This is a genomic window from Lysinibacillus sp. UGB7 (assembly GCF_049058285.1).
Taxonomy (GTDB): Bacteria; Bacillota; Bacilli; order Bacillales_A; family Planococcaceae; genus Lysinibacillus; species Lysinibacillus sphaericus_B.
The window spans coordinates 125,758-151,054 of sequence record NZ_JBMGUV010000003.1 but is presented as its reverse complement, the minus strand read 5'-3'; the positions used below and the strand labels follow the sequence as shown (position 1 = coordinate 151,054).

Below are 25,297 nucleotides of genomic sequence, written 5' to 3'. Positions count from 1 at the left end.
CGCTCCTAAGATATAGATTTGAAGAAGAAGTTACAATAGGCACAAGGGCTTCATTGAAACCAATTTACAAGAGCAGCTTCATATTGCTCGGGAAGTGAATGCACTTATGCATGCCAGGTTGTCTCGTGTTGGAACTTGATACCTGAGCGATTTTGTCTTTGACCCGAGCTTTTCAGACCTTGACCCGAGCGGAAAAAGGGTGCTTTATTTATCGTTCGAAAAATGAATACCACAAGCTTTCGTAACATTTTTTAAAAATCCCTAGATATTTTCTTTTTCTACTTCCAATTACTTAATACCTTACAATAAATTACCCATTAATTGTAATGAAATGCGTTATTCAAATTATGAATATAAGTATATTAAAAAAGCTGGTACATTTAGCATCAGCTCCAGTGTCGACAAAAGGTCTCGGGAATGCTGGACAGTCCCGAGACCTTTTGATTTTTTTGTGGTTTTTCGAAGCTGAAAAAGCTTCGGAAGAAACGAGCCAGCTAGACCCCGCACGAAGCGGAGCGAAAGAGGAGAGTAGCTGGTTCGTCCGCGGAAAACGAGTGGTTTTTTCCTGACCTGATTATTCCTATATTCTATTGTAAGAGAAAAAAGACTGTAGGCATACTCGATTTTTTGCCGAGTTTGTCTACAGCCAGAAGGTGTTACCTTTAGTACCAGTCGTCTTTCAATATAAGAACTATTAAAATAGGCTCTTTATAAGTGTGTCAATCATGACAGGCATTTCCTTAAATGCACTGTCAACATGTAATCGCTCTGTTTTCTGATGTGCATCTTTTCCAAAAGGACCAACATTCAAAACAGGACCCTTTAATGCTGCCATTGCTTCAAATGGGATGCTATACGTATCTCCCCAAACAGGTGTGTTACGCTCAAATGCTAGCCAACCATTAGCATCATCTGCATAGTTAACATAACTCAAATCACAAATACCATTAAAATAATGAATCTGATCTATTTCAATATGAAACGTTTTTGCTGTTTCTTTCATCAATTCGATTGATTTAATAACAAGAGCATTATCAGATGAGTTGATAGCAGGATAGTAGGGTGGTGCATATAACAGCACTGTTGCAGGTGTTAGTTCTTGGCATCGAATCATGAGCTGATCTACAATGCGGATGGATTTCTCACGATCATCCCAAGAATTATTTTCTAGAACTTTTTGTTTTATGCATTGCACTTCTTCCGCACCTATTTTATTTATCGCATGTGCTAAGAGTGTCTCGTAACGAAGAACTTTCACTTCACCAACACCCTTAACCCGTTCGCGCTCACAAATTTCTTTGTAATGCATATTACAAGCGGCCATCGCTTCCTTTGCTACATGTTCAAATATCTCCATCACCTCGGACGCTGTACGTTTCATTAAAAAAACATTGTAAAGAGCAGCCGCTCGATATGGTGTTTGTGTGGAATATTCCATTTTCAGATCCTTTAATTGTAAAGATACTGGCAACGGCGTACTTTCACCAAGGTCCGTTTCACGGAAAATAGGGTTCCACTCCATATACTGTGTCATATATGAAGCAATGTAATTCGCCGTCATTCCTTTTAAAGGTTCGCCTACATGCGTCTCTTTTCCATAGAATAAAGCGGCTGGCATAATTTTACCAATTGTCCCTGAATAGATATACTCATTTATATCTGATGGACCTTGTGAAAAAGAAGGTTCACTATTTAAAAATAATTTGTAGGTTAAGCCATGCTGCTCACGTAACCTTACAAGTTCAACAACTGCTGCGCGCATACCGGCAGAGTTCACTTCCTCATCAGGTACAGCTGTTAATACCAGATTAATTGGCCACTGCTCAATGCTTGCTTTTTCAAGTAGTTGCATATGCAGAGCAAGCCCCATTTTCATATCCATCGTCCCACGACCAAATAAATAATTCCCTGACTCCAGATCGATTCTTGCCGCTTCGGGTAAGTCTTTCTTGTATTTGGGTTCCATTAGTTTTTTTGTCAACTCTTCAGGATAAAAAGCGAATGGCTCCAGTTCACCATACTCTTCCGTATGAACAGTATCAAAGTGACTGATGAGTACAACTGTTTCTGTTGCAGTCGGATGTTTGTACAAGGCTGTTACAGCATTTCTTCCCAAACCTGCATCATGTAACTCAATATGGTGTGGATTTTCACAAAAATAAGTAAGCGTTCGCAACATCGTTTTTAATTTGTGGGCAAACTCATTTTCCCCTTGTGTTAATGTTCTACTTTCCCAACTCACAATTTCACATAATAACGCTCGAAGTTTTTCAGGTGTATTCCATACGTAGTTGTTCATAATATTTCTCCTTTATCCAATGCAAATACTCTTCTTAGTGCGGAGCCATTTTAATGTAAATCAAGTGGTTCCTCATTGATGTCAATGTCAGAAGAAGCTGTATTCGTTTTACTCAATTTTATTTTATAGAAAAGCATACAAGCTATAAAAAATCCAATGCCGTAGAACAAACCAATTCGTTGTGTTGGATCAAATGCTAAAAACACAAGAATTAGTACACAAAAGCTAATACAAAACAAAGGAATCAATGGATAAAAAGGTGTTTTAAATTTCAAATCATCCACCTTTCCTCCAGCTTTCACATAGCGATGGCGGAACATCAATTGCGATGTCGCAATACCCATCCATGAAATCGTAACCGCAATTCCTGCAATCGACATGAGTAAAACAAATACTGCATCTGCTTCCATGACACTCGTTAATAGCGATAACAGGGAGAAAAGCATTGTGAAAATAAGTGCATTTAATGGCACTTTATTTTTAGTGAGACGCCCAAATAATTTTGGAGCCATTCCCTCTTTTGACATTGACCACAGTAGACGTGTAGAAGCATAAAGACACGAGTTACCAACTGATAAAATCGCTGTCAAAATGACAAAATTCATAATGCCTGCTGCATAAGGAACACCTGCTATTTTCATCAATGTTACGAAAGGACTTTCAAGCAGTCCAAGTTCAGATGCTGGAAAAATTGCAGATAGTACAATAATGGAGGCGATATAGAATACGATAATTCTAAAAATGATTGTACGTATTGCCCTTGGTATATTCTTTTCTGGATTTTCAGTTTCCCCAGCCGCAATTCCTACCAGCTCTGAGCCTTGATATGAGAAAATAACATTCATCATGGTCACAAATATAATTACGATACCCGCTGGAAATAACCCTGTTGGTGCTAAGTTAGTTAAATGAGGTGTCGGACGATCTGCCAATGGTATCAAGCCAAATATAGCTGCTGCACCAATAACGATAAAAGCGATAACTGCAACCACTTTGATACTCGCAAACCAAAACTCTGCTTCTGCAAAACCTTTAGTAGTTAGGGCATTTAATAAAAATAACAGCACCATGAAAACAGCGCACCATATCCAAATAGGGATATCAGGAAACCAATGTTGCATCAATATCCCCGCTGCGGTAAATTCCACTCCCGCTGTGGCAGCAGATCCAACAAAATACATCCAGCCTAAAGAAAAACCAGCCGCTGGATTTATAAAACGTGTTGCATATGTTTGGAAGGAACCGGTTACTGGCATATAAACAGCCAGTTCTCCAAGACAATTCATTACCATGTATAATATGAAACCACCAAACAAATACCCAATTAAAGCCCCACCAGGACCTGCTTGATTGATTGTATAACCAACATTTAAAAATAATCCTGTTCCAATAACTCCGCCTAGTGATAGCATCAATAAATGGCGACTTTTCATAGAACGATTCAATAAATTATTTTGTTGTTCCCCTTTACTCAACGTCCATCCCCGCTTTCATATTCCTCACTATCAAAATATCAAATATTCTGATATCTAAAATTATAAGCACCCAATCAATTTTCCCCTACAAATTGATTGGGTTTTAGTTTTTCTAGTACTGTAGTAAATTAAAAACGTAATGATAAGCAGCTTAATCCGCCATCGTGTTTTCTGAACTCAGACATGTCAAGTTCAATTGTTTTATAGCCTAATTCATTCAGCTTACGATTCGTATTTGGATAGCCAGCTGGAAGAATAACATAATCGTTCACTTGAATACAGTTTGCTGAATACTCATCTTCTTTAGGAATCACAATTTTTTCATACGATTCGAATGCTGGATGATCGACAAACTCGCCAGCAAGCACCATACGATTTTCACCAACGTAGGCGATACCTGTTTTTAAATGGAAGAATTCTTTTAAAGGAAGAATCGTTGCTTCATAGCCTTCTTTTTCAACGATTTCCTTGAATTGACGTGCTCCTTCTTCATTGGTACGTTCTGAAATACCTACATAAAATTTCTTTTCTGCTTGCAATACGTCTCCACCATCGAGTGTACCCGGCGCTTCGATATAGTACAATTTGTTATAAAACTTTTTCACTGCGGGTTCTATCTCCTCAATTTCTCGATTGCGAGCATCCGCACCTGGATTAGAAATAATAGCGAATTCAGACGTTAATACCGCTGTATCCTCTACAAAAGTAGAATCAGGGAATGCTTCATTGGCTGGAAGTTGCGTTACAGCTACCCCACATTTTTGTAAAGCTTCTATATATTTTTCATGCTGTTCAAATAATTTCTCTAAGAATGGCTTTCCAAGATCACTAGTTGTTAAACCGTTGATATAACTATTTCCTGGTGTTTTTACAATGACATTTTTAAACATAATATATAGTCTCCTTTTTCATCCTCTAATTACTGGACAAGTTAGACAAGTTGGTCCACCTGTTCCTTTAACCGAAATTTCTTCAGCCTTATATTCATAAACTGTAGCGCCTGCATCTAATAATTGTTGTTTTGTGTAAGGGTTTCCATTTGGAATGACGCAAACTCTTGGAGCAAGTGCTAACACATTACAGCCTAAATTGTCATATTCCTCTTTGGGTACTTCAATGAGTTGAATTCCTTTATTAAAGATAAGCTGACGGAAAAATACTGGCATTAACCTTGAATGTACGACAGCCAAATCCTTGTCCACCATACTGATAAAGGACATCAAATGTAAACATTCGGCTTCACCTAAATCATGTGGAAGCTGCACTACAATAAATTCATCAACAAAATCAGCCGTAATTTCTTTTAATTGACGGATAGCTTCTTCATTCGTGCGATAGCCACGTCCTACAACAAGTGTCCGGTCATCAAGCCAGACAATATCCCCACCATCCGAAACTGCTTCTCCTGTTAATTCTCCGACAACAGGGATACCCTGTTCTTCTAAGAAGGCTTTATAAACAGTCGCTTCTGATTGTCTTAATTGTTTACCAGATTTCAAAATGATGGCACCATGTGGTGTGAATTTCACAGGATCATGTGCGTATAGCGAGTCCAACCCTACATCATTTGAAACTGGTAAATAATCAATTTTTTCAACATATTTTTCGAGAATTGCAATGAACTCTGCATATTCACTTAAAGCCTCGTTAAAATTAGGCTCTGATATGTAGTTGAATGTTTTCCATTCACCACTAAGATACTCTTGGCTTTTAAAAGCCTCTTTTGGATGTTTTACAATAACGCGTTTTAAAGGTGCATACATTGAAGAACAATAATGCATTCCCTTCACCCCTTTTCCGTATAGTGGAAAACGTTTCCGTTTAGAGGAAAGTTTATATGAAAAATATATGCGTTTTATGTTATACTGTCAATATATTTAGAAAAATTTTTATATTCTATTATTTTAGGAGAATATTATATAAAGAAGCTCCACTATTATGTAACTAGACGTGGCTAGAGAATAAAAATAAAATAGAAGTAGAGGAGGTGGTACAACATATGCAATTATTAGAACGGGCAATGACCATTGCTAAGGTTTTAGCTTCTGAAACAACTGAAAACAGTCTGTCCATATCTGAGCTTGCAACTAAAGTCGATTTACCTCTTAGTACATTACATAGAATTTTAAAAGCAATGATTCAACAGGGCATGATTGAACAAGACGAACAAACTAAACACTATCGTCTCGGTACAATATGGATGGAATTTGGTTTACAAGTATATGATACGATGGACTATATCAGCAAAATAAGACCAGAATTAGAACGTTTAGCACGAGAGGTAGAACAGAGCGTTTATTTAAGTAAGCCCGCGGGGACAGATACAATTATTATCGAAAGAATTGACAGCGCAGCCAATCCAATTCGAATTTATGACCAACTTGGTATTCGAATACCTATGCATATTGGTGCAGCAAACAAAGCCATTTTGGCCTCTATGCCTACTTCACAAGCAAGTGAAATTATTAGCCAGCTAGTTCCTAATGACGATATTGCTGACTTTAATACACAGCTAGAACAAATAAGGAAACAAGGATTTTCAATAAGTCATGGAGAGCGAACAGCAGGAACGTCCTCTGTCGCAGTGGCAGTTTTGAATGGATTCGGAGAAGTAGTAGGCGCTGTAAGCATTGGCTTTGTTAGCTTCAACGTGACCGATGAACATATACAATTCCTTACTGAACATCTACTGGAAACTGGAAAGAGAGTGTCGATGAAACTAGGTTACCGTGCGAGGTAAACAATGTTAAAGATCAGCTTAGCGGGCTACGTGGATTCCTATATATACGTCTATACAAAACCTGTAAGAATCTTTACTCATGCAATTTAGCTAATTTTTCACTGCCTCTAAAAGTTCAATCTCGCTTAAATCGGAATCGATGCAGTTTGATGACAAAAGGTCTCGGGAATGCGAGCAATTCCCGAAACCTTTAATTTTTTCTGTAGTTTTACATTCAAAACGACTCCACGGATAGAGCGACTCTTTTTCATTTCGAACATAATCCCCATGGTTGGGCATGTCATTTTTGAATAGCTTGAGTTGATTTATATAGCCAGTGTCGCTTTAAGCATTACTTTGTGTGACTAGCTATTACTATGCTTTTCCTTCACATTGGCTAAAACCCGTTCAATCGTTTTATTGCGACAGGCATAAAATATTCGCAGCAGCACCATTGTCATTAATTAGGATGTGTAATCTTCTTTCAATATGCTGTATATTTCTAAATCTACTATCCCCTTACCGGACCATACAGAAGCTTGTCTTAATAATCCTTCTTTCAAAAAACCATTTTTCAACAGCACCTTTTTGGAAACTTCATTTGCAGGTATGACTTCAGCTTGAATTCTGTTTATCCCCACCTCTTCGAATAAAAAATTGACTACTATCCGAACAGCTTCAGTGGCCATTCCCTTTCCCCAATGATCCTCAGCTAAAAAGTAATCAATTGTCACCATATTCACCTTATGATTGAAATCCATACACTCTATTATTCCTACCAGTGTATTATTCTGACCCCTTTGAAAATTCCCCACTTCACTCTACTTTTTTCTAATAATCTCTCTCGAAATGGCCAATCATTTTGCTGACCGTTTGGATGTTATGTTTAGCAGTAATTCCGCAATATTGAAATACATAATCATTATCGTAAATTGCATAAAGGTCCTGTAAATGTATTTCTTCGATTTTTTTTAATACTAGCTGATCTGATTGTAAAACTGGAAAATTTGCAAAGACTTTTTGTGAATCCATTTTTTCGTCTCCTTTACTATTCCGTAACGCCTCACCTACTATAAAAGAAAATTCACCGTTATTTTGAAAGTAACTTGAAATACCGTATGACATATTGGGCGCGATTTTCTTGGGGTGCTAATAAAATTTATTTCTTCCAAAACTTATATAAAATTTTGGAATTTCTTCGAAGCACTTATCATTATTTAAATTTGTCGTATATTGCCCAATAATAAGCGTGTTTTTAGGTACACTATTTCGGGTCTGTTCATACTGCTATCTCCCTTAATGTTCATTTTGTAATCTAGAATTTCCAAAATGTTTTTTGTTGTTTCTCTCAGTAATCTTGCCGCAACAGCAAGTCTCCTGTTTCTAATGTATTGTTGCACAGTAAATGCTGTAATTGCTTGAAAAAGACGCTGAAAGTGAAAGGCTGAAAAATAAGCTTTTGCTGAAATTTCAGTTATGTCTAATTGTTCTTGTAGGTTCTTATCGATGAAGTCAATTAATTTTTGTATTCGCTCAAAGTAATCCATTTCTCAACACCACTCCTAATTTCTATTCTATAGACTACTCGAAAAACGCTAAGTCTTAGTTATTACCCTACACCGAAGCGTACTTTAACGGAAAGTACTCTTACTGCAAAACGAGTAACATCTTTATATCCCTTGTACATATGTAAATAGCTATTTAGACGAGATGGTTTTCCTACTCTCATTTTTTATCTGCTCGCATCGGGGTTAGATTGTCTTACCACACTTTTAGAATAATATATTTACATTCTAGCTAGAAAATTGCCTGTAAAGGTTTTTTTCTTGAAAGGTTATGTGAAAACTGTTGCACTGTGCGCCTTCGTATGGTAAATTATTATGGTATGTGAAATACCGAACTGAAATAATAATCTTTCAGCATCAACTGTAAGGAGGGAATACAACATGCCAAAACAATGTGTAATCACTGGACGTAAAGCTCGTACTGGTAACAACCGTTCCCACGCTATGAACGCTAACAAACGTACTTGGGGCGCTAACCTTCAAAAAGTTCGTATCCTAGTAGACGGTAAACCAAAACGTGTATGGGTTTCTGCTCGTGCATTAAAATCAGGTAAAATTGAGCGCGTATAATCGTTGCTTATAAAAAATCGATTTCGCATTAGATGCAAATCGATTTTTTTCTTTCTTCTTTTTCTTGGCAAACTACCAATCGTTTATATAGCTTAAAACAGTAAAAATCCGACTAGTATTAGTCGGATTTTTTGACTTTCTTGTCTTTTTTAAAAAGGTTGATGCACGTACGCGTGATGCTACTCACAAATTTCGGTAGTTGGAACGTATATACTTTCAGAGCCATCTCCCCCTCGCACTAATCTATGCTTCTTATCATTAAACATATGCCTCGTGAGAAAGATATAGACCCTGAAGCGCCTATTATTTCATTACTTGTAAAACGAGATGTACCGAGTGAAATTTGTTCATTCGTTGTTTCGTATTTAACATGTCTTAATGTCACATTCTCAATTGGCTTCTCATGTGCGAAAAAAGACAAATAACGATACTGCTGATCTGCCAGAATTGTGTGCGTGCCTGGCACCAAGAACTGCAACAGATTGGCATGATTGATAATTTTCAGTATGACCTGAGGATGTTGTATTTGCATACGATAAATTGAACGTACGGCTGCCTCATAATGATCGAGACGTCCACCCGTAACGCCTGTTAACACAATATCTGTCGGACTAAAGGTAAGGGCCTTTAACAGAGCTAAATCAGTATCTGTTTCATTTTTTTCCTCATGGAAGCGCTGTGTATCATTTGTATGCTCCATGACCTGTTTAAATTCCACTTGTGATAATGAATCAAAATCCCCAACAATGGCATGTGGGGTAATTCCTTGCTCAATTAAATACAGCGCACCTCGGTCTGCCCCAATAAATAATACATCTTTACGTTCTTTATACGGTTCGAAGGAACAAAGCTCCCCCATTGGACCGCCAGCACAAACGACAACAGTAGTCATCTTTTCATCGCAGCTTCACCTGCAGCTAATATTTCCTGCAATGCGGCTGTACGATCTTCTTTACTATAAATGGCCGAACCTGCTACAAAAATTGTTGCACCTGCTTTTGCACAAGGGACAATGGTTTCCGCATTAATGCCCCCATCTATTTCAATAGCAATGTTTAGGTTTCGCTCTTTAATAATATGAGCTAATGCTTCTACTTTAGGCACAACAGAGTGGATAAATTTTTGACCACCAAAACCAGGATTTACTGTCATAAATAACACCATATCAATATCCTCTAAGATGTGTTGAATAGATTCAATTGGTGTATGAGGATTTAACACCACACCAGGCTTTACACCACATGAACGGATTAATTGAATTGTACGGTGTAGATGGCGACAAGCTTCTACGTGCACCGTAATATAATCTGCCCCAGCTTTTGCAAACTGTTCAATATATTGATCTGGATTTTCAATCATTAAATGCACATCGAGTGGTAAATCTGTTAAAGGACGAATTGCATCTAACACGATGGAACCAAATGAAATATTCGGCACAAAATGACCGTCCATAACGTCAATATGAATGAGCTTTGCACCTGCTTGTTCTACTTCCTTTACTTCTTCTCCTAATTTAGCAAAATTCGCTGCTAAAATTGATGGTGCTATTTGTATCATCCTTAATACCTCGGCTTTCGATCCATAATTTCTTGCATAAATTGTTCATAATGTTTGTAGCGATAGTCACGGATTTCTCCCGCTTCTACTGCCGTCTTAACCGCACATTTCGGTTCTTTCAAATGGAGACAGCCTCTAAATTTACAGTCGTCTGCCATTCGAGCCATTTCCGGGAAACATGCACCTAACTCTTCTTTATCAATGTCATCAAAATCAAAGGAACTAAAACCAGGTGTATCCGCTAATAAACCGTCACACACCTCTATTAGCTCAACATGACGCGTTGTATGCTTCCCACGTCCTAAGCTTTGCGAAATAATGCCTGTTTTTAAATTCAACTCTGGAATCAATGTATTGAGTAGAGTAGATTTCCCCACACCCGATTGCCCTGCTAATACAGATGTTTTTCCCTTTAAAATAGGCTGTAAACGTGCCACTAATTCCTCCTCATCTTTGTAAGTTTGTAGCACTGTATAACCCATACGTTCGTAATCTTCTATATATCCCTGTAATTCCGCACGATCTTTTTCTGCTAGCAAATCCATCTTTGTTAGACAAATAATCGGATGCACATGGAAAGACTCTAGAACTACTAGAAAACGATCCAACAATATTGTATTAAAATTCGGTTCTTTTACAGAAAACACTAAAATTCCTTGGTCAATATTTGCAATAGGTGGGCGAACAAGCTCATTTTGTCGATCCATAATTTTTTGAATTGTACCATCCGAGCCTGCTGTCTCTAACGAGTACTCTACCATATCACCAACGAGTGGGGATTCCCCACGGTTTCGAAACACCCCTCGCCCGCGACATTGAATAAGTTGTTTTCCATCGAATACATAATAATAACCACTTAATGCTTTACGAATTTGGCCTTGCGCCATCCAATTCCCCCTTAGTTGACATCATCATAGCTAAATTTTTCTTCAGCAATGATTGCGGAATCACGAAGAATTTTATACGCTGCTTCTTCGCCTTCCTCAATCACAAGCTGTATCTTGTATTCCCTGTCACTGTTAATAAAAAATTCCTCCAAAGGCTTTGCCATTGAATGATTTTTATCTTGTATTTCGATTCTTATTAACTGCTCCATACCTTCTTCTGTTGGCTCATATGGAATTAACACTGTTTTCACAAAAGTCTTCACAGGCTTCTCTTCAGGCCCTTTACTTAACACAACGGCAATTGTATCACCTTCTACAAGGTTGGTACCTGCTGCTGGTTTTTGTGAAATAACAAGTCCTTTTGCTATTGTCGGTGAATAATCCTCACGCTCTACTCGCCACTTCAAGCCTTCAGAATTTACATAGTTATCTAAATCTGTTTTCGAATATCCTACTACATTTCGAACAGAAATTGGTTTTTTACCCTGACTCACGGTAAAAACAACATTTGTTTCTTTTGGTACAATTTCTGTATTTGGCGCAGGATCCTGGTCTATAATACTGCCTGCTTCTTCAGATGAATGCACATAATTTACTCGCACATCACCCATAAATTTGTCTTTTAACACAGATTGAACTTGATCAATTTTTTGACCTATATAATTATCCATTGGTGACTTTTCCACACCTAAACTAACGATTAAATCAACTTCAGTATCTTTCACGCGCAGTGTGCCCTCTGCAGGATCTGTTTCAATTACTTTGTCTTTTTCGATATCTTCTGAGTGACGTTCCTGTTGCTCACCAACAATGAAGCCTTGCTTTTCTAATTCCTTTTTCGCTTCTTCAACGGTCATATTCGCCACATCAGGTACAGCTATTTTTTTCGGACTAAATAAATCTGTAGCGAATAAAGCGAATAGGAATATCACAACTACTGTCAATAAAAGTCCGCCCACAATAATCGGCCACTTTTTCTTTGACTTTGGCTTTACAGGCTTTGTTTTTTCAACTGGCTTTTTTGCTACTGGTATCGTTTGAGTGATGGGCTCCATCGCCCTTGTTTTTGTTAAATCCTCGTCTTTCCGAATAAATTGTTCTTTTATAATCGGAATAGCCTTTGTAATATCATTATCGATAGGTGCCATAAACTTTGGCTCATTGACTCTTGTTGGGGTCAAAACTGTCTCTAAGTCTTCCTGCATTTCTTCTACAGTTGCATACCGATGTGATGCATCTTTGGCAGTAGCCTTCAATACAACATTTTCTAAACTTTGTGGAATTGTAGCATCAAAAGCGCGGACTGATGGTGTTTCTGTTTGCAAATGCTTAAGGGCAATGGAAACAGCTGATTCTCCTGAAAATGGCAATTCCCCAGTTAATAATTCATATAAAACAATTCCAAGTGCATAAATGTCTGATTTGTTCGTTGCTGTGCCACCACGTGCCTGTTCTGGGGATAGATAATGTACGGTTCCAAGCACAGAATTTGTTTGTGTAAATGACGTTGCACTTAGTGTCATCGCTATTCCAAAATCCGTTATTTTTACATTACCTTCAGCATCCATTAAGATGTTTTGTGGCTTAATATCACGATGAATAATGTGATTTTCATGGGCATTGGCAATGGCAGACGTCAGTTCCTTCATAATATGCACACATCTAGCTGGAGAAATCGGTGCAAATTCTTGTATGTACTGCTTTAAAGTCTTCCCTTGAACATACTCCATAACTATATAATGCAGATCTCCATCATCACCCACATCATAAATACTAACAATATTCGGATGTGTAAGACTTGTAACTGAAAGCGCCTCACGCTGAAAACGTCGATGTAATTCATCCTCATTGGTAAAATCATAGCGTAACACCTTAATCGCTACATCACGATTTAAAATCATATCATGAGCCAAATACACATTGGACATGCCTCCGCCACCAATGAGTTCTAAAATTTTATAGCGATCACTAATTCGTTTTCCTACAAGCATACTTACACCTCCTCATCTTGCCTTGTGAGTAATACGAGGGAGATATTGTCTTCCCCTCCGCTAGCATTTGCTAGTTCCACAAGCTTTCGTCCTTTTTCTACCATTGAATGTGGATAAGTAATAATAGATGCCATTTCATACACTGACAGTTTATTACTTAAACCATCAGAGCAAACGAGTAAATACGATTCTGGTGCTAAATCTACTTCATAAAAGTCTGGCTCAATAGTTTCCTCTGTTCCAACAGCTTTCAAAATGAAATTTTTCTTCGGATGCGTCTTCGCTTCCTCTTCACTTATTTCACCATTTTCTACCAAAACATTAACATATGAGTGATCTCTTGTTATTTGTTGTGCACCATCATCAAAGAAATAATACACGCGACTATCACCAACATGTGCAATGAAGCAGTGATAACCTTCAATTAACACGGCAATAAACGTTGTACCCATTCCTTTACAGTCTTCGTGTGATAAAGAATAGTCATAGACATTTGTATTTAACAGTTTAACTGTCTGTAATAACCATTCTCTTTTTGTTGTTGTTGATGCAAAATGATGTGACTCTGCCTGTAAAAAAACGGTTTCCATCTGTTTCATTGCCATATCACTCGCTACATCGCCAGCATTATGACCACCCATGCCATCCGCTACAAGTGCTAGTGCTAGCCCATCTGGACGTTTAAAAAATGCAGCACGGTCTTCATTAATTGATCGTTTTAAACCAATATCACTTTCGACTGTGTATTTCATCACTGGTCACCTCGTCTCTTCAGATCTCTCTTGCGCACGTAATTGGCCACACGCAGCTGCTATATCAGAACCTTGCTCTCGGCGGATCGTTACGTTAATACCATTCTTCTTCAATGTTTTTTCAAAAGCAAAAATTTGACTACGGGACGTACGAACATAATCACGTTCTGGTACATAGTTTACAGGAATTAGGTTCACATGGCATTTAATTCCTTTTATTAGTGTAGATAATTCTTCGGCAATTTCAACTGAGTCATTTTCACCAGACATTAAACCATACTCAAAACTAACACGGCGACCTGTTTTCTTTGTATAGTAGCGAACAGCTTCCATTAATTCTTCTAATTTATAAGCACGTGCTATCGGCATCAACTTTTGACGTGCTTCTTGGTTTGGTGCGTGAAGCGATACAGCAAAGTTAATTTGTAATTGCTCATCCGCAAATTGATAAATTTTCGGCACGATACCTGATGTCGATACTGTAATGTGGCGAGCACCGATATTTAAGCTTTTTTCATGGTTAATGACTTTTAAGAAGTTCATCATCGCATCATAATTATCGAATGGTTCACCGATACCCATAATGACGATATGACTTACACGTTCACCGACTTCATCTAACGTTTGTTGTACTTTAACGACCTGCTCAACAATTTCACCTGCTAATAAATGACGCTTTAGTCCACCTAACGTAGACGCACAGAACGTACAACCAATACGACAACCTACCTGCGTTGTCACACAAACTGAATTGCCATATTCATGACGCATTAATACCGTTTCAATTGAATAGCCATCTTGTAATTGAAATAAAAACTTAATGGTACCATCTTTTGATTCTTGCTGAATAATTGTTGACAATGTAGTTAAGGAAAAACTTGCCTCTAGCTTTTCACGTAATCCTTTTGATAGGTTAGACATTTCTTCAAAAGTTTTAACACGTTTATTGTATAACCAATCGAAAATTTGTGCTCCACGGAATGGTTTTTCTCCATTGTCCTTAAGCCATTCTTCTAGCTGCATCAATTGTAAGGAATAGACCGATTCTTTTAAATTTGGCTTTTCTTTTTTCGGGCGTCGAACAGGCTTATCTTCTGCTTCTTCAACTAAGTCGCTAATACGCTCATTAAATTTCTCTTGATCCAGCATTACTGGGATTCTCCTTTTTTACGAAAGGCGGCGACGAAGAAACCGTCACTGCCAAAGTCTTGCGGGAAGACTTGAAGCATGCCATTAGCCTGCTTTTCCGCTAATTTTGTTGGTAAAGATTCTAGTTGTATAGCTTCCATTTCTGGGTGCTCTCTCAAAAAGGCATGTACTGTGCCTTCGTTTTCTTGTTTGTCGACGGTGCATGTACTGTATACAAGTTTCCCGTCTTGCTTTAATACTTTTGTCGCTGCATCCAAAAGCGCTAATTGGATTTTTTGCAGATTTTCTAAATCTTCTTCACGCTTCGTATATTTAATATCTGGCTTGCGGCGCATAACACCTAAACCACTGCAAGGTGCATCGACTAAAACCGCGTCAAATGATGCCAGTTGTAAAAAATCTGGTGCTTTACGCCCGTCAATCGGTGCAGTCTCTACAATATCGAGGCCTAGACGTTCTGTATTATGGTCAATTAAATCTAATTTATGTGGATGAAGGTCAGTTGCTAAAATGGACCCTTCATTATTCATCTTTTCGGCTAAATGTGACGTTTTTCCACCAGGTGCTGCACACATATCTAAAATGCGCATGCCTGCCGTTGGGTTTAACACATTCGCTGGTATCATTGAGCTTTCATCTTGGATTGTGATAAGTCCGTCTTTAAATGTTTGCGTACGGGCAGGCTGACCATTTGTCACATGTAAGCATTCTGGCATCATGTCGCTTTGCTTTGCAGTTAAACCTTCCGCTTCTAAGCTTACAATTGCTTGGTCGATCGTCGCTTTTGTCCTATTCACACGAACCGTTTGAACAGGAGGCACATTATTTTCATGTAGCATTTCTGTAGCTACTTCCATACCGTAATTCTCGACAAAACGCTCTACTAGCCAATGTGGATGACTTGTTTCGATTGCAAGACGCTCAATCGGGTCTTTAATTTCAGCTGTAGAGCGGACACCTTGACGTAATATAGAACGTAAAATACCGTTGACCGTAGAAGCGATTCCTTGGTGTCCACGGCGTTTTGCAATTTCTACCGCTTCATTGACTGCTGCGTGTGGTGGAATACGTGTTAAATAATGCATTTGGTATAAAGATAAGCGTAATAGCCATCGTACCCAATGATCTACTTTACCTCGAATAAATGGCTCTAAATAGAAGTCGAGCGTCATTTTATATTGAAGCGTCCCATACGTTAGTTCTGTTAAGAGTGCACGGTCCTTTGTTTCAATTTTATGTCGTTTAATCGTTTCATGTAAAAGTAAATTACTATATGCTTGGTTTTTATCAACTGCTAATAGAATAGAAAGTGCTGCATCCCGCACATTGCCATCCCAAATAACTACACTTTTTTTACTCATTCAAACTGGTCCCCGATCTGTAATTTTGAACCGGTACCACGCAAATATTCCTCAGCAGTCATGCGTTTTTTACCAGCTGGTTGTACATCATAAAGTGCAAGAGTTGTTCCGTCTCCAGCCGCAACTTCAAAATGGTCCTTTGCAATAGCTACGACCGTACCAGGTGTAGTATCATGCTTTGTTTTACCTACCTGTGCCCACCAAATTTTATAGTTACCTTCTTCAAATGTTGTATAAGCAACTGGCCACGGGTGAAGACCTCGTACTTGATTGTATAAAGTCGTTGCATCCTTTGTCCAATCAATACGCTCTTGTTCGCGCGAGATATTTCTTGCAAATGTTACCTGCGCCTCGTCTTGTACAGTACGAGTATTTGAACCATTTATAATAGAAGGAAGCGTATCTTTTAATAAATCACTTCCCACAATGCTGAGCTTGTCAAAAAATCCACCTGTATGGTCATCCTCTTCAATTGGAATGGCCTTTTGTGAAATTATATCACCTGCATCAAGTTTTTCTACCATATACATAATTGTGACACCTGTTTCTTTTTCACCATCGATAATAGCTTGGTGGATTGGTGCACCCCCACGGTATTTCGGCAAAAGAGAAGCATGGACGTTGATACAACCTAATGATGGCGCCTCTAGCAAACTCTTCGGCAAAATTTGTCCAAACGCTGCCGTTACAACTAAATCTGGTTGTAAATCGAGTATTTGCTGTAATTCTTCTGAGTCGCGTAGTTTTTCAGGTTGAATAACAGGTAAGCCTAACTCTACTGCTGTAACTTTCACTGGGGTTGGCGTTAGAACACGTTTACGCCCAACTGGACGGTCTGGTTGTGTGACGACTGCCTTAATATCGTAGCCCTCATCGTGTAGCATACGTAATATTGGTGCGGAGAAATCGGGCGTCCCCATAAATACTATTGACGTCATTTTATTCCTCCTCTTCAGCATACATAGCTTCTAGTTCTTCTGTCACAACGCGTTTGATTTTCGATTCAAAAAGCACGCCATCTAGATGGTCGATTTCATGTAAAATTGCACGTGCATCGAAACCACCAGCTTCTAACTCATAAACACGACCCTCTCGGTCACATGCTTCAATTTTTACATAGTCTGGACGTTCTACTTCACCATAAAGTCCAGGGAAGCTTAAGCAACCCTCAATATCTACTTCGGCACCGTCTGTCTTAATAACCGATGGGTTAATCATTTCTAATATATCACGTTCCTCACCAAGCTCTACAATTGCCACGCGTAACGCTACATCAATTTGTGGTGCGGCAATCCCAACACCATCATATTCCACCATTGTGTCATATAAATCATCTAATAATGTAATAATATCTTCGTTAATTTCATTTACTTCCGCACATGGTGTTGATAATACTTTTGCTGGATGCTCTACAACTTTTTTAATCGCCATTTTCGTTCCTCATTTCTGCTATTTAAAGCTCTCTTTAGCCATTTCTATATGGTAGACGGGTCTAAATCTACCGTCATTAATATACCTTGTTTAATCCATTCAGCACGATACATTGCAAGCAAGCGTTGCAGTACCGGAATCAGATTTGGTTCAATTTTATATTTTATCAAACATTGATAGCGATATCTATTTTGGAGACGACTAATGCTTGCAGTCGTTGGACCAATAATCGCTATTTGATTTGACAAATTCCCACGAAGCCAATCACTTGCTCGTCCTGCATACTCTGCAGCCATCAAAACATCTTCGTGTGATACTTGTACTAGTGCTACAAAATAATACGGTGGATAGCCTGAACGGCGACGTAAGAACATTTCTCGTTCATAAAACGGTTCATAATCTTGTGTTTTTGCAAGTTCAATCGCATAGTGCTCTGGCGTATACGTCTGAATAATAACTTCGCCAGGCTTTTTATGACGTCCAGCTCTTCCACTTACTTGTGTTAATAGCTGGAATGTACGTTCAGCTGCACGATAATCTGGTAAATGTAGTGATGTATCGGCACTTAGTACACCAACAAGCGTAATATTAGGAAAATCAAGTCCTTTGGCAATCATTTGCGTGCCAAGCAATATATCCGCTTGTCCTTCCCCAAATGCTTGCAAAATCTCTTCATGTGCACCTTTATGCTTTGTTGTATCGACATCCATCCGTAATACTCTCGCCTCTGGAAAAAGCTTATATATTTCTTCCTCTACTTTTTGTGTCCCTGTACCAAAATAACGAATGTGTTCACTTTGACATTGTGGACATATTTGTGGCACGTGCTCTTCATAGCCACAATAGTGACATTTTAGTTTTTCCGTTGTGCGATGATAGGTCAGTGAAATATCACAGTTTGGACACTGCACAACCGTCCCGCAATCACGACAAAGTACAAACGACGAGTAACCACGTCGATTTAGAAACAGCACCATCTGCTCTTTTCGCTCTAGTCTCACACGTATTCCTTCTACAAGCTGTTCAGAAAACATTGAACGATTCCCTTTTTGAAGTTCCTCTCGCATATCTGCTACATAGACAGTGGGTAACGCCTGGCTCATCGCACGTTGTTTCAACGTTAAAAGTGTATACACACCTTTTTTGGCACGTGCAAAAGATTCAAGTGCGGGCGTTGCACTACCTAAAATAACAGGACACTTGTAATAGTTACTTCGCCAAATTGCTACGTCCCTTGCATGATAACGAGGCGAATCTTCTTGCTTGTAAGTCGATTCATGCTCCTCATCTAAAATAATGAGTCCTATATTAGTAAAGGGTGCAAAAATAGCTGAACGAGCGCCAACGACTACTCTCACTTTACCTTGCTGAATTTTACGCCACTCATCGTATTTCTCGCCAACAGATAATCCGCTATGCATCACCGCAACCATTTCACCGAAGCGACTACGAAAACGCTCTGTCATTTGTGGAGTTAAAGAAATTTCAGGCACTAGCATAATTGCTTCTTTACCTTCGTCTAATACTTTTTGTATTCCTTGCAAATATACCTCTGTTTTTCCACTTCCGGTTATTCCGTGTAGTAGAAAGGTAGTTGCAGTAGGTTCCTCAACCGACTTTTTGATTGCCTTTAATGCGCTATCTTGTTCCTCAGTAAGCCTTAAGGAATGAGTACGTGCGACATTTTTTGTGAAAGGGTCTCGGTATACTTCTTCTTGGATAAAACAAGCTACGCCCTTTTCAATCACTGCCTGCAATACAGCTGAAGATACACCAGTTTCTTCATAAATTTGCTGTGGCTTAAGTACCTCACCTAGATGTTCGCGCATCCAATCTATCAGCAAACGTTGCTTTGCCGCTCTTGCAGCTTCCTGCATTGCTACATCCAGTTTATGCACGTCATCCGTAATTTTCACCATACGGACTTCTTTGACATTTCCTTGCTGCTTAACGACGTTTTCGACTGTCACAAGACGCTCTTCAATAAGTTGCTTTAATAGCGGTAATAATCCAACCTTTTCAAACTCCTTGAAATTGGCCTGTCGACGTTTACCGAAAATCGCTCGTGCTTCTTCAGGTATTATCGCTTGATCGTCTTGCCAGTTAACAATTTTTTCGTATTTCGCACGAAGCGCTGATGGTAGCATTACTTGCAAAGCATCAATCTCATAACATATAGTTTCGTTTTTCAGCCATTTTGCTAAAGAAAGCATTTCTTTTGTTAATACAGGCTCTATATCTAAAATATGAGCAATCGGCTTCAACTTATTTACAGGAACATCTGTGTCGTTTTTCAACCCCACTACAAAACCTAAAACATTTCTAGGTCCAAACGGTACCTTCACACGACTACCCTCTTCAATAACATTCGCCCATTCCATAGGGATCGCATAATCAAATGGTCTATCAACATGATAAGTTGGAACATCGACTATGACCTCAGCAACAGAAACGTTCATTTGGCTACACCTTGTAATACATATGTCCACAAAGACTTTGCAAATTGCGCTGCATTGGTCACTTTCACTATCTGTCCGTTCACTTCAGCTGTGTCACTAAAATCAATCCACTCCGGTGATATGACATTCAGCATCGGTTCACCAACAACCTTTTGTCCAAAGGTTACCGCGCTTGTCCCTTCAATAGATAATTTAGGCGTACCATCCATAGTAGGGATGTTAGCCGCATGAATGAATAAAGCATGTGGATATTGCTTTTTGTATTGCTCTAACTTTTCGATTAGATCATACACAGTTACCCCGTTCTCACCTACAAGGACAATATTTGCCCCAAGTGTTCTTGCCTCTTCAACTAATGCCTGTCCAATTTTACCGTTCGCTTTTGTACTAATCATATGTTGGTCGTCCATTGGAACGGAGACTGCACCCGCAGTGACAATCACCGTTTTACCCGCAAGAGGCTTGGAATTAAAAGAAAAAAAATCTTTGACAATCGCAGTTATTTTTTCTGGTTCCTCTAAACGTCCTTTACCGACATAACCGCATGCTAAAAAGCCTTCCGATGGTTCAATAAATTGATAGCCATCTGCGACAAGTTGTGCCAAATTCCGTTTAACAGCAGGGTGATCGTACATATGCACATTCATCGCCGGTGCAATCCATACAGGAGCAGTTGTTGCCAGTAAGGTCGTTGTGACCATATCGTCCGCAATGCCATTTGCTAATTTACCAATGACATTTGCTGTTGCAGGTGCTACTAAAATTAAATCTGCCCAATCAGCTAAATCGATGTGGGCAATCACATGGGAGTCCTTTTCATCAAATGTATCGAAAAAGACATCATTTTTGGACATGACCTGAAAACTCAATGGATTCACAAACTGTCGTGCCGACGCTGTCATCATCACCTTCACATTTGCACCCGCCTGAGATAGCTTGCTAACCAGTGCCACAGCTTTATAGACAGCAATCCCACCTGAAACACAAAGTAAAATGTTTTTATTCATATACGATGTCGTCCTTTCAAACGATAAGCTCCCAAAGGAGGATTCCTCGGGAGCTCTCGGCGTTCTGTATAAGTAAAAATTTAATCAGAGGACGATACAGAAGTTGCAATTTAGCTTCGTAACTATACAGTGCTACATCTCCTCTTGGTTAAACCATTGAACCGCAGTTAGATTTCGTCTTCGTACACAGCTGACTCGTCTTGTGATACTTTCGTAAGTACACCTGCAGCTACTTCTTCAAGTGCTTTTCCTACATATTTATATGACACATATCTGTGTAAACGCTCTGTGCCATCTTCCTCTTGCATTTGGCGAGCGCGTTTTGAAGCTAGGCTCACTAAAGAATACTTTGAATCAATTTCTTTTTTTAAGGCATCTACTGATGGGTATAACATAGGTTTATTCTCCTCTCAACATTGACAAATATCTTTTTTCGACACGTTCTCTACGACAATGTTCTGCTTTAATAATAGCATTAATGCGGTCACAGGCATTTGTTACTTCATCATTTTCAACAACATAATCATATAAACTCATCATTTCAAGTTCTTCGCTTGCGGTTGCAATTCGTTTCGCAATAACCTCTGCTGTTTCAGTCCCACGACCTACTAAACGATCTTTTAATTCCGTTAAACTTGGTGGTGCTAAAAAAATAAATAAGGCATCCGGTGCTTTTTCACGAATTTGTGCAGCACCTTGCACTTCAATTTCTAAAAACACATCGCGCCCTGCATCAAGTGTTTCATTTACATAGGTTAACGGTGTGCCATAGTAGTTACCTACAAATTCAGCATGCTCTAATAAGCCGCCTTGATCAATTAACGCTTCAAATTCAACACGTGTCTTGAAAAAATAGTCTACACCATCTACTTCACCTTCGCGAGGATTTCGGGTTGTCATCGAGATGGAATACTCATAATTCGTATTCGGCTGAGAAAATAATTCTTTTCGCACTGTCCCTTTACCTACACCAGATGGGCCAGACAGAACAATTAATAATCCACGTTCTTTTATCATTTATTCTCTATATCTCCCTTAATTTATAACAGATGCAAGCATTCTATTCGATATTTTGAACTTGCTCACGCATCTTTTCTAAGATTGTTTTTGCCTGAACAACCGCTACAGATGCTTCTGTAGATTGGTTTTTTGAACCAATCGTATTAATCTCGCGGTGTATTTCCTGCATTAAAAAGTCTAACTTTCGTCCAACGGAAATCGTTTCTAGTAACGTTTCTTCCAGCTGTCCAAAGTGGCTATCTAATCGGTCTAATTCTTCGCTAATGTCCACTCGTTCTGCAAATATCGCTACTTCTGCAAGCAAACGATCTTCTAATAATGCGCCATTCGCTACTTCCACAATTCGTTCCAGTAAACGCGTACGATATTTTTCAACAGCTAGAGGGGCGTATAAACGTATCTGGTTTACCTGTTCCATTAACTGTTCTTTATATTGTAATACGACTTCTTGCAACTCTTGACCTTCGCGCTCGCGCATTTGTATCAGCTGATTAATGGCTTTAGTAATGACCTCTTCAACAGCACTAAGTAAATCCTCTGGTGTTAGCTGCGGTTTTTCCTGTACTAATGCTTGCTCAAGCGATAAAAGCTCTTGCATCGTCCATTTCTCTTCAAGTGGTACTTTACTTGCTAATTGTTCTTTTGCCTTACGATACGCTTCAATTAATGACCAATTAATTTCAATAGATTGCTCGACGTCTTCCAAGTCCTTCACATACACCATCACGTCAATTTTGCCGCGTGACAATGCTTGTGCAATCAATTTCTTTGCAAAAATTTCTGCTTCAAGCCATTCTTTTGGAAATTTTGCATGGATTTCTAAAAAACGATGGTTAACCGAGCGCATTTCTACGGTTAATTGGAAGTCTCTTGTTGTTGTGACACCTCTGCCAAAACCAGTCATACTACGCACCAAGGTTCGTCACACCTTTCTTTGCATACTGGGATTATTATAACATAAGCTCTGCCATTTATGACGTCTCACCGTAAAAAATTAGGTAGAGCAAAAGGTAATTCTACCACAATTGAAGCTATAATTTAATATTCACCTAAAAAATGCTATGATAAACATACGAAAAGAGCATTAGTGTCCGATTATTCTGGACCCTTAGCCTTTTACGCTGGAAAGATATGAACACGATAGTTACTTGCGAACACGTTAGGCAAGCTAATCAGGTCACAAATCAGCTTATTCTAGGGGGCAAACAACTTTTGCAGTACCATGCGCCAATAACAAAATAACAAAAGAAATACAATGATGCCTTGCATCGTTGGAAAGAGGAATTCATATGGCATTTGATGGCTTATTTACTTATTCAATGACAGCCGACCTTCAGCAATTAGTGACGGGTCGCATAACTAAAATACATCAACCGAACGCTCAAGAGGTTGTTCTACAAATCCGTGCGAATGGAGGAAATCATAAATTACTGTTTTCTATTCATCCATCCTATGCACGTATCCATCTTACAGAGCAGACGATAGGCAACCCTGCGGAACCTCCTATGTTTTGCATGCTTCTACGTAAGCATCTTGAAGGCGGTTTTATTTCTTCTATTAAACAGCATGATTTTGATCGCATTATTATAGTAGAAATTCAAAGTAAAAATGAAATTGGGGATCCTATAGTACGTGAACTACATGCAGAAATTATGGGTCGTCATAGTAATCTGCTATTAATTGATAAGGAACAGAAGAAAATTATCGATAGCTTAAAACATTTATCTCCTTCAGTGAATAGTTTCCGAACGATATTACCTGGACAGCCTTATATTGCACCACCTGCACAAGACAAATGGCATCCTTTAACAGTAACGGACGAACAATTAACCATTTTTTTTGCTGAACAGATAACTGCAAAGGATGTAGTTTCACAATTTGTAGGTTTCTCTCCGCTACATGCTGAGGAATTATTATTCCGTATAACAAAATCACCAAATGTAGTCGCATGCTTCAAGGAGTTTATGGCAGCATTTAATGATGGTGGGACTGAACCAATGTATGTACTAGCGAATACTAAAACATATTTCTCCCCTATCGCTTTAACTCATTTGCAAGGCGAAGCAACAGTTTATCCGAATGTACACGAGCTATTGGACCGTGTATTCTTTGCACGTGCAGAGCGTGATCGCGTAAAGCAACAAGCTGGCGATTTAGAACGTTGGTTGCAAAATGAAATTGATAAATTAACTTTAAAAACGAAGAAATTAAATAAGGACTTTGACCGTGCCTCAAAACTAGATCAATTCCAATTGTACGGTGAACTACTAATGGCCAATATATATGCCTTTGAAAAAGGCGTAAAGGAAGTAACTGTCACAAACTATTACAGTGAAACTGCCGACCAAATTACCATACCCGTAAGTGAGCGTAAAACGCCTATAGAAAATGCACAAGGCTATTACACCAAATATACGAAGGCAAAAAATGCACTGATTATGGTCAAAGAACAGTTGGAGAAAACAAAGGAAGAAATTACGTATTTTGAAATGCTCGCACAGCAAGTCCAACAAGCTTCACCAGGGGATATTGAGGAAATACGTGAGGAATTAGCTGAACAAGGTTATTTAAAATTGCGTCACGCAAAGAAAAAGAAGAAACAATCGAAGCCTGAGCCCGAACGATTTATATCGTCTACAGGTGTGCAAATATCTGTTGGAAAAAACAATAAGCAAAATGATATGCTGACATTTAAAATTGCAAAACGTACAGATATTTGGCTGCATACAAAAGATATACCTGGCTCTCATGTCGTCATACATGCCAGCGACCCAGATGACACCACTTTACGAGAAGCTGCAACACTAGCAGCCTACTTTTCAAAAGCTCGAGACTCCTCATCTGTGCCTGTAGATTTCACAGAAATACGACAAGTAAAAAAACCAAATGGTTCAAAACCTGGTTTTGTTATTTATTTTGAACAGAAAACACTATTCATAGATCCAGACGAAGCTGTCATTTTACAGTTAAAAAAACAGTCTTAAAGTGGTTGAATACGGTGCATTTTGCATCGTATTTTTCTTTTTGACTAACTCCTGTGTAATCAGCACTATAC

The 25,297-nt window shown here is 38.8% G+C and carries 23 protein-coding genes and 1 pseudogene; 3 read left to right on the top strand and 21 right to left on the bottom strand.

Annotated elements, in window-relative coordinates:
- Positions 1–694: 694 nt before the first annotated feature.
- From ACOMCU_RS04580 to ACOMCU_RS04565, 4 genes are all read right to left on the bottom strand, one after another.
- Positions 695–2,299 carry a M20/M25/M40 family metallo-hydrolase gene (locus ACOMCU_RS04580; protein WP_421049541.1) on the bottom strand — a complete coding sequence of 535 codons (1,605 nt, stop codon included), beginning with the start codon at positions 2,297–2,299 and terminating at the stop codon, positions 695–697.
- Positions 2,300–2,349: 50 nt separating this feature from the next.
- A complete protein-coding gene (locus ACOMCU_RS04575; RefSeq protein ID WP_421049593.1) occupies positions 2,350–3,732 on the bottom strand; it encodes an amino acid permease in 1,383 nt (460 codons plus the stop codon).
- A gap of 170 nt (positions 3,733–3,902) precedes the next feature.
- Positions 3,903–4,664, bottom strand: coding sequence for a dimethylarginine dimethylaminohydrolase family protein (locus tag ACOMCU_RS04570; RefSeq protein ID WP_421049540.1), 762 nt, complete (start codon positions 4,662–4,664; stop codon positions 3,903–3,905).
- An 18-nt stretch (positions 4,665–4,682) separates the two neighbouring features.
- Positions 4,683–5,555, bottom strand: coding sequence for a dimethylarginine dimethylaminohydrolase family protein (locus tag ACOMCU_RS04565; RefSeq protein WP_421049539.1), 873 nt, complete (start codon positions 5,553–5,555; stop codon positions 4,683–4,685).
- Between the two features lie 218 nt (positions 5,556–5,773).
- Between ACOMCU_RS04565 and ACOMCU_RS04560 the strand changes: the two genes are divergently transcribed.
- Positions 5,774–6,514, top strand: a complete 741-nt coding sequence (locus ACOMCU_RS04560; protein WP_010858395.1) for an IclR family transcriptional regulator — start codon at positions 5,774–5,776, stop codon at positions 6,512–6,514.
- 443 nt (positions 6,515–6,957) lie between these two features.
- Here ACOMCU_RS04560 and ACOMCU_RS04555 read toward each other — a convergent pair.
- Positions 6,958–7,525, bottom strand: a pseudogene (locus tag ACOMCU_RS04555) (GNAT family N-acetyltransferase).
- A gap of 185 nt (positions 7,526–7,710) precedes the next feature.
- Positions 7,711–8,040 (bottom strand): helix-turn-helix domain-containing protein, encoded by a 330-nt coding sequence (locus ACOMCU_RS04550; protein WP_421049538.1) that lies wholly within the window; start codon positions 8,038–8,040, stop codon positions 7,711–7,713.
- 399 nt (positions 8,041–8,439) lie between these two features.
- Here ACOMCU_RS04550 and rpmB point away from each other — a divergent pair, with 399 nt between their 5' ends.
- Positions 8,440–8,628, top strand: coding sequence for a 50S ribosomal protein L28 (gene rpmB, locus ACOMCU_RS04545; RefSeq protein WP_004227417.1), 189 nt, complete (start codon positions 8,440–8,442; stop codon positions 8,626–8,628).
- 118 nt (positions 8,629–8,746) lie between these two features.
- Here the strand turns inward: rpmB and spoVM are convergent, their stop codons facing one another.
- The 15 genes from spoVM to ACOMCU_RS04470 form a co-directional block, all read right to left on the bottom strand.
- Positions 8,747–8,854 carry a stage V sporulation protein SpoVM gene (spoVM, locus tag ACOMCU_RS04540; RefSeq protein WP_230491827.1) on the bottom strand — a complete coding sequence of 36 codons (108 nt, stop codon included), beginning with the start codon at positions 8,852–8,854 and terminating at the stop codon, positions 8,747–8,749.
- A 12-nt stretch (positions 8,855–8,866) separates the two neighbouring features.
- Complete coding sequence (locus ACOMCU_RS04535) at positions 8,867–9,520, bottom strand: thiamine diphosphokinase (protein ID WP_421049537.1); 654 nt, start codon at positions 9,518–9,520, stop codon at positions 8,867–8,869.
- Positions 9,517–10,185: a ribulose-phosphate 3-epimerase gene (gene rpe / locus ACOMCU_RS04530; RefSeq protein WP_010858392.1), complete on the bottom strand. Its 669-nt coding sequence runs from the start codon at positions 10,183–10,185 to the stop codon at positions 9,517–9,519. The genes ACOMCU_RS04535 and rpe overlap by 4 nt, the downstream gene beginning before the upstream one ends.
- Before the next feature lie 2 nt (positions 10,186–10,187).
- Positions 10,188–11,072: a ribosome small subunit-dependent GTPase A gene (rsgA, locus tag ACOMCU_RS04525; protein WP_010858391.1), complete on the bottom strand. Its 885-nt coding sequence runs from the start codon at positions 11,070–11,072 to the stop codon at positions 10,188–10,190.
- Positions 11,073–11,083: 11 nt separating this feature from the next.
- On the bottom strand, positions 11,084–13,063 hold the full coding sequence (gene pknB, locus ACOMCU_RS04520; RefSeq protein ID WP_421049536.1) for a Stk1 family PASTA domain-containing Ser/Thr kinase: 1,980 nt from the start codon (positions 13,061–13,063) through the stop codon (positions 11,084–11,086).
- A 2-nt stretch (positions 13,064–13,065) separates the two neighbouring features.
- A complete protein-coding gene (locus ACOMCU_RS04515) occupies positions 13,066–13,815 on the bottom strand; it encodes a Stp1/IreP family PP2C-type Ser/Thr phosphatase (protein ID WP_421049592.1) in 750 nt (249 codons plus the stop codon).
- 6 nt (positions 13,816–13,821) lie between these two features.
- Complete coding sequence (rlmN, locus tag ACOMCU_RS04510) at positions 13,822–14,964, bottom strand: 23S rRNA (adenine(2503)-C(2))-methyltransferase RlmN (RefSeq protein WP_010858388.1); 1,143 nt, start codon at positions 14,962–14,964, stop codon at positions 13,822–13,824.
- Positions 14,964–16,325: a 16S rRNA (cytosine(967)-C(5))-methyltransferase RsmB gene (gene rsmB / locus ACOMCU_RS04505; protein ID WP_010858387.1), complete on the bottom strand. Its 1,362-nt coding sequence runs from the start codon at positions 16,323–16,325 to the stop codon at positions 14,964–14,966. Before rsmB ends, rlmN begins: the two co-directional genes overlap by 1 nt.
- Positions 16,322–17,263: a methionyl-tRNA formyltransferase gene (fmt, locus tag ACOMCU_RS04500; protein WP_010858386.1), complete on the bottom strand. Its 942-nt coding sequence runs from the start codon at positions 17,261–17,263 to the stop codon at positions 16,322–16,324. Before fmt ends, rsmB begins: the two co-directional genes overlap by 4 nt.
- A gap of 1 nt (position 17,264) precedes the next feature.
- Complete coding sequence (gene def / locus ACOMCU_RS04495; protein ID WP_421049535.1) at positions 17,265–17,756, bottom strand: peptide deformylase; 492 nt, start codon at positions 17,754–17,756, stop codon at positions 17,265–17,267.
- A gap of 44 nt (positions 17,757–17,800) precedes the next feature.
- Positions 17,801–20,215 (bottom strand): primosomal protein N', encoded by a 2,415-nt coding sequence (gene priA, locus ACOMCU_RS04490; RefSeq protein ID WP_010858384.1) that lies wholly within the window; start codon positions 20,213–20,215, stop codon positions 17,801–17,803.
- Complete coding sequence (coaBC, locus tag ACOMCU_RS04485; protein ID WP_010858383.1) at positions 20,212–21,222, bottom strand: bifunctional phosphopantothenoylcysteine decarboxylase/phosphopantothenate--cysteine ligase CoaBC; 1,011 nt, start codon at positions 21,220–21,222, stop codon at positions 20,212–20,214. The genes priA and coaBC overlap by 4 nt, the downstream gene beginning before the upstream one ends.
- A 167-nt stretch (positions 21,223–21,389) precedes the next feature.
- Positions 21,390–21,617: a DNA-directed RNA polymerase subunit omega gene (gene rpoZ, locus ACOMCU_RS04480; RefSeq protein ID WP_010858382.1), complete on the bottom strand. Its 228-nt coding sequence runs from the start codon at positions 21,615–21,617 to the stop codon at positions 21,390–21,392.
- Positions 21,618–21,621: 4 nt separating this feature from the next.
- The gene (gmk, locus tag ACOMCU_RS04475; protein WP_010858381.1) at positions 21,622–22,239 is read right to left on the bottom strand and encodes a guanylate kinase; all 618 of its coding nucleotides are present in this window, start codon (positions 22,237–22,239) and stop codon (positions 21,622–21,624) included.
- Positions 22,240–22,282: 43 nt separating this feature from the next.
- Positions 22,283–23,158, bottom strand: a complete 876-nt coding sequence (locus ACOMCU_RS04470; RefSeq protein ID WP_010858380.1) for a YicC/YloC family endoribonuclease — start codon at positions 23,156–23,158, stop codon at positions 22,283–22,285.
- 373 nt (positions 23,159–23,531) lie between these two features.
- On the opposite strand from ACOMCU_RS04470, the gene ACOMCU_RS04465 reads away from it, so the two are divergent.
- Complete coding sequence (locus ACOMCU_RS04465; protein WP_010858379.1) at positions 23,532–25,226, top strand: Rqc2 family fibronectin-binding protein; 1,695 nt, start codon at positions 23,532–23,534, stop codon at positions 25,224–25,226.
- The last annotated feature ends 71 nt before the right edge of the window (positions 25,227–25,297 follow it).

What these genes read in the sequence shown, in the direction of transcription:
- ACOMCU_RS04580 (WP_421049541.1), bottom strand. Translation starts at nt 2,299, where the DNA reads ATGAACAACTACGTATGGAATACACCTGAAAAACTTCGAGCGTTATTA.
- ACOMCU_RS04575 (WP_421049593.1), bottom strand. Translation starts at nt 3,732, where the DNA reads ATGAAAAGTCGCCATTTATTGATGCTATCACTAGGCGGAGTTATTGGA.
- ACOMCU_RS04570 (WP_421049540.1), bottom strand. Translation starts at nt 4,664, where the DNA reads ATGTTTAAAAATGTCATTGTAAAAACACCAGGAAATAGTTATATCAAC.
- ACOMCU_RS04565 (WP_421049539.1), bottom strand. Translation starts at nt 5,555, where the DNA reads ATGCATTATTGTTCTTCAATGTATGCACCTTTAAAACGCGTTATTGTA.
- ACOMCU_RS04560 (WP_010858395.1), top strand. Translation starts at nt 5,774, where the DNA reads ATGCAATTATTAGAACGGGCAATGACCATTGCTAAGGTTTTAGCTTCT.
- ACOMCU_RS04550 (WP_421049538.1), bottom strand. Translation starts at nt 8,040, where the DNA reads ATGGATTACTTTGAGCGAATACAAAAATTAATTGACTTCATCGATAAG.
- rpmB (WP_004227417.1), top strand. Translation starts at nt 8,440, where the DNA reads ATGCCAAAACAATGTGTAATCACTGGACGTAAAGCTCGTACTGGTAAC.
- spoVM (WP_230491827.1), bottom strand. Translation starts at nt 8,854, where the DNA reads ATGGCTCTGAAAGTATATACGTTCCAACTACCGAAATTTGTGAGTAGC.
- ACOMCU_RS04535 (WP_421049537.1), bottom strand. Translation starts at nt 9,520, where the DNA reads ATGACTACTGTTGTCGTTTGTGCTGGCGGTCCAATGGGGGAGCTTTGT.
- rpe (WP_010858392.1), bottom strand. Translation starts at nt 10,185, where the DNA reads ATGATACAAATAGCACCATCAATTTTAGCAGCGAATTTTGCTAAATTA.
- rsgA (WP_010858391.1), bottom strand. Translation starts at nt 11,072, where the DNA reads ATGGCGCAAGGCCAAATTCGTAAAGCATTAAGTGGTTATTATTATGTA.
- pknB (WP_421049536.1), bottom strand. Translation starts at nt 13,063, where the DNA reads ATGCTTGTAGGAAAACGAATTAGTGATCGCTATAAAATTTTAGAACTC.
- ACOMCU_RS04515 (WP_421049592.1), bottom strand. Translation starts at nt 13,815, where the DNA reads ATGAAATACACAGTCGAAAGTGATATTGGTTTAAAACGATCAATTAAT.
- rlmN (WP_010858388.1), bottom strand. Translation starts at nt 14,964, where the DNA reads ATGCTGGATCAAGAGAAATTTAATGAGCGTATTAGCGACTTAGTTGAA.
- rsmB (WP_010858387.1), bottom strand. Translation starts at nt 16,325, where the DNA reads ATGAGTAAAAAAAGTGTAGTTATTTGGGATGGCAATGTGCGGGATGCA.
- fmt (WP_010858386.1), bottom strand. Translation starts at nt 17,263, where the DNA reads ATGACGTCAATAGTATTTATGGGGACGCCCGATTTCTCCGCACCAATA.
- def (WP_421049535.1), bottom strand. Translation starts at nt 17,756, where the DNA reads ATGGCGATTAAAAAAGTTGTAGAGCATCCAGCAAAAGTATTATCAACA.
- priA (WP_010858384.1), bottom strand. Translation starts at nt 20,215, where the DNA reads ATGAACGTTTCTGTTGCTGAGGTCATAGTCGATGTTCCAACTTATCAT.
- coaBC (WP_010858383.1), bottom strand. Translation starts at nt 21,222, where the DNA reads ATGAATAAAAACATTTTACTTTGTGTTTCAGGTGGGATTGCTGTCTAT.
- rpoZ (WP_010858382.1), bottom strand. Translation starts at nt 21,617, where the DNA reads ATGTTATACCCATCAGTAGATGCCTTAAAAAAAGAAATTGATTCAAAG.
- gmk (WP_010858381.1), bottom strand. Translation starts at nt 22,239, where the DNA reads ATGATAAAAGAACGTGGATTATTAATTGTTCTGTCTGGCCCATCTGGT.
- ACOMCU_RS04465 (WP_010858379.1), top strand. Translation starts at nt 23,532, where the DNA reads ATGGCATTTGATGGCTTATTTACTTATTCAATGACAGCCGACCTTCAG.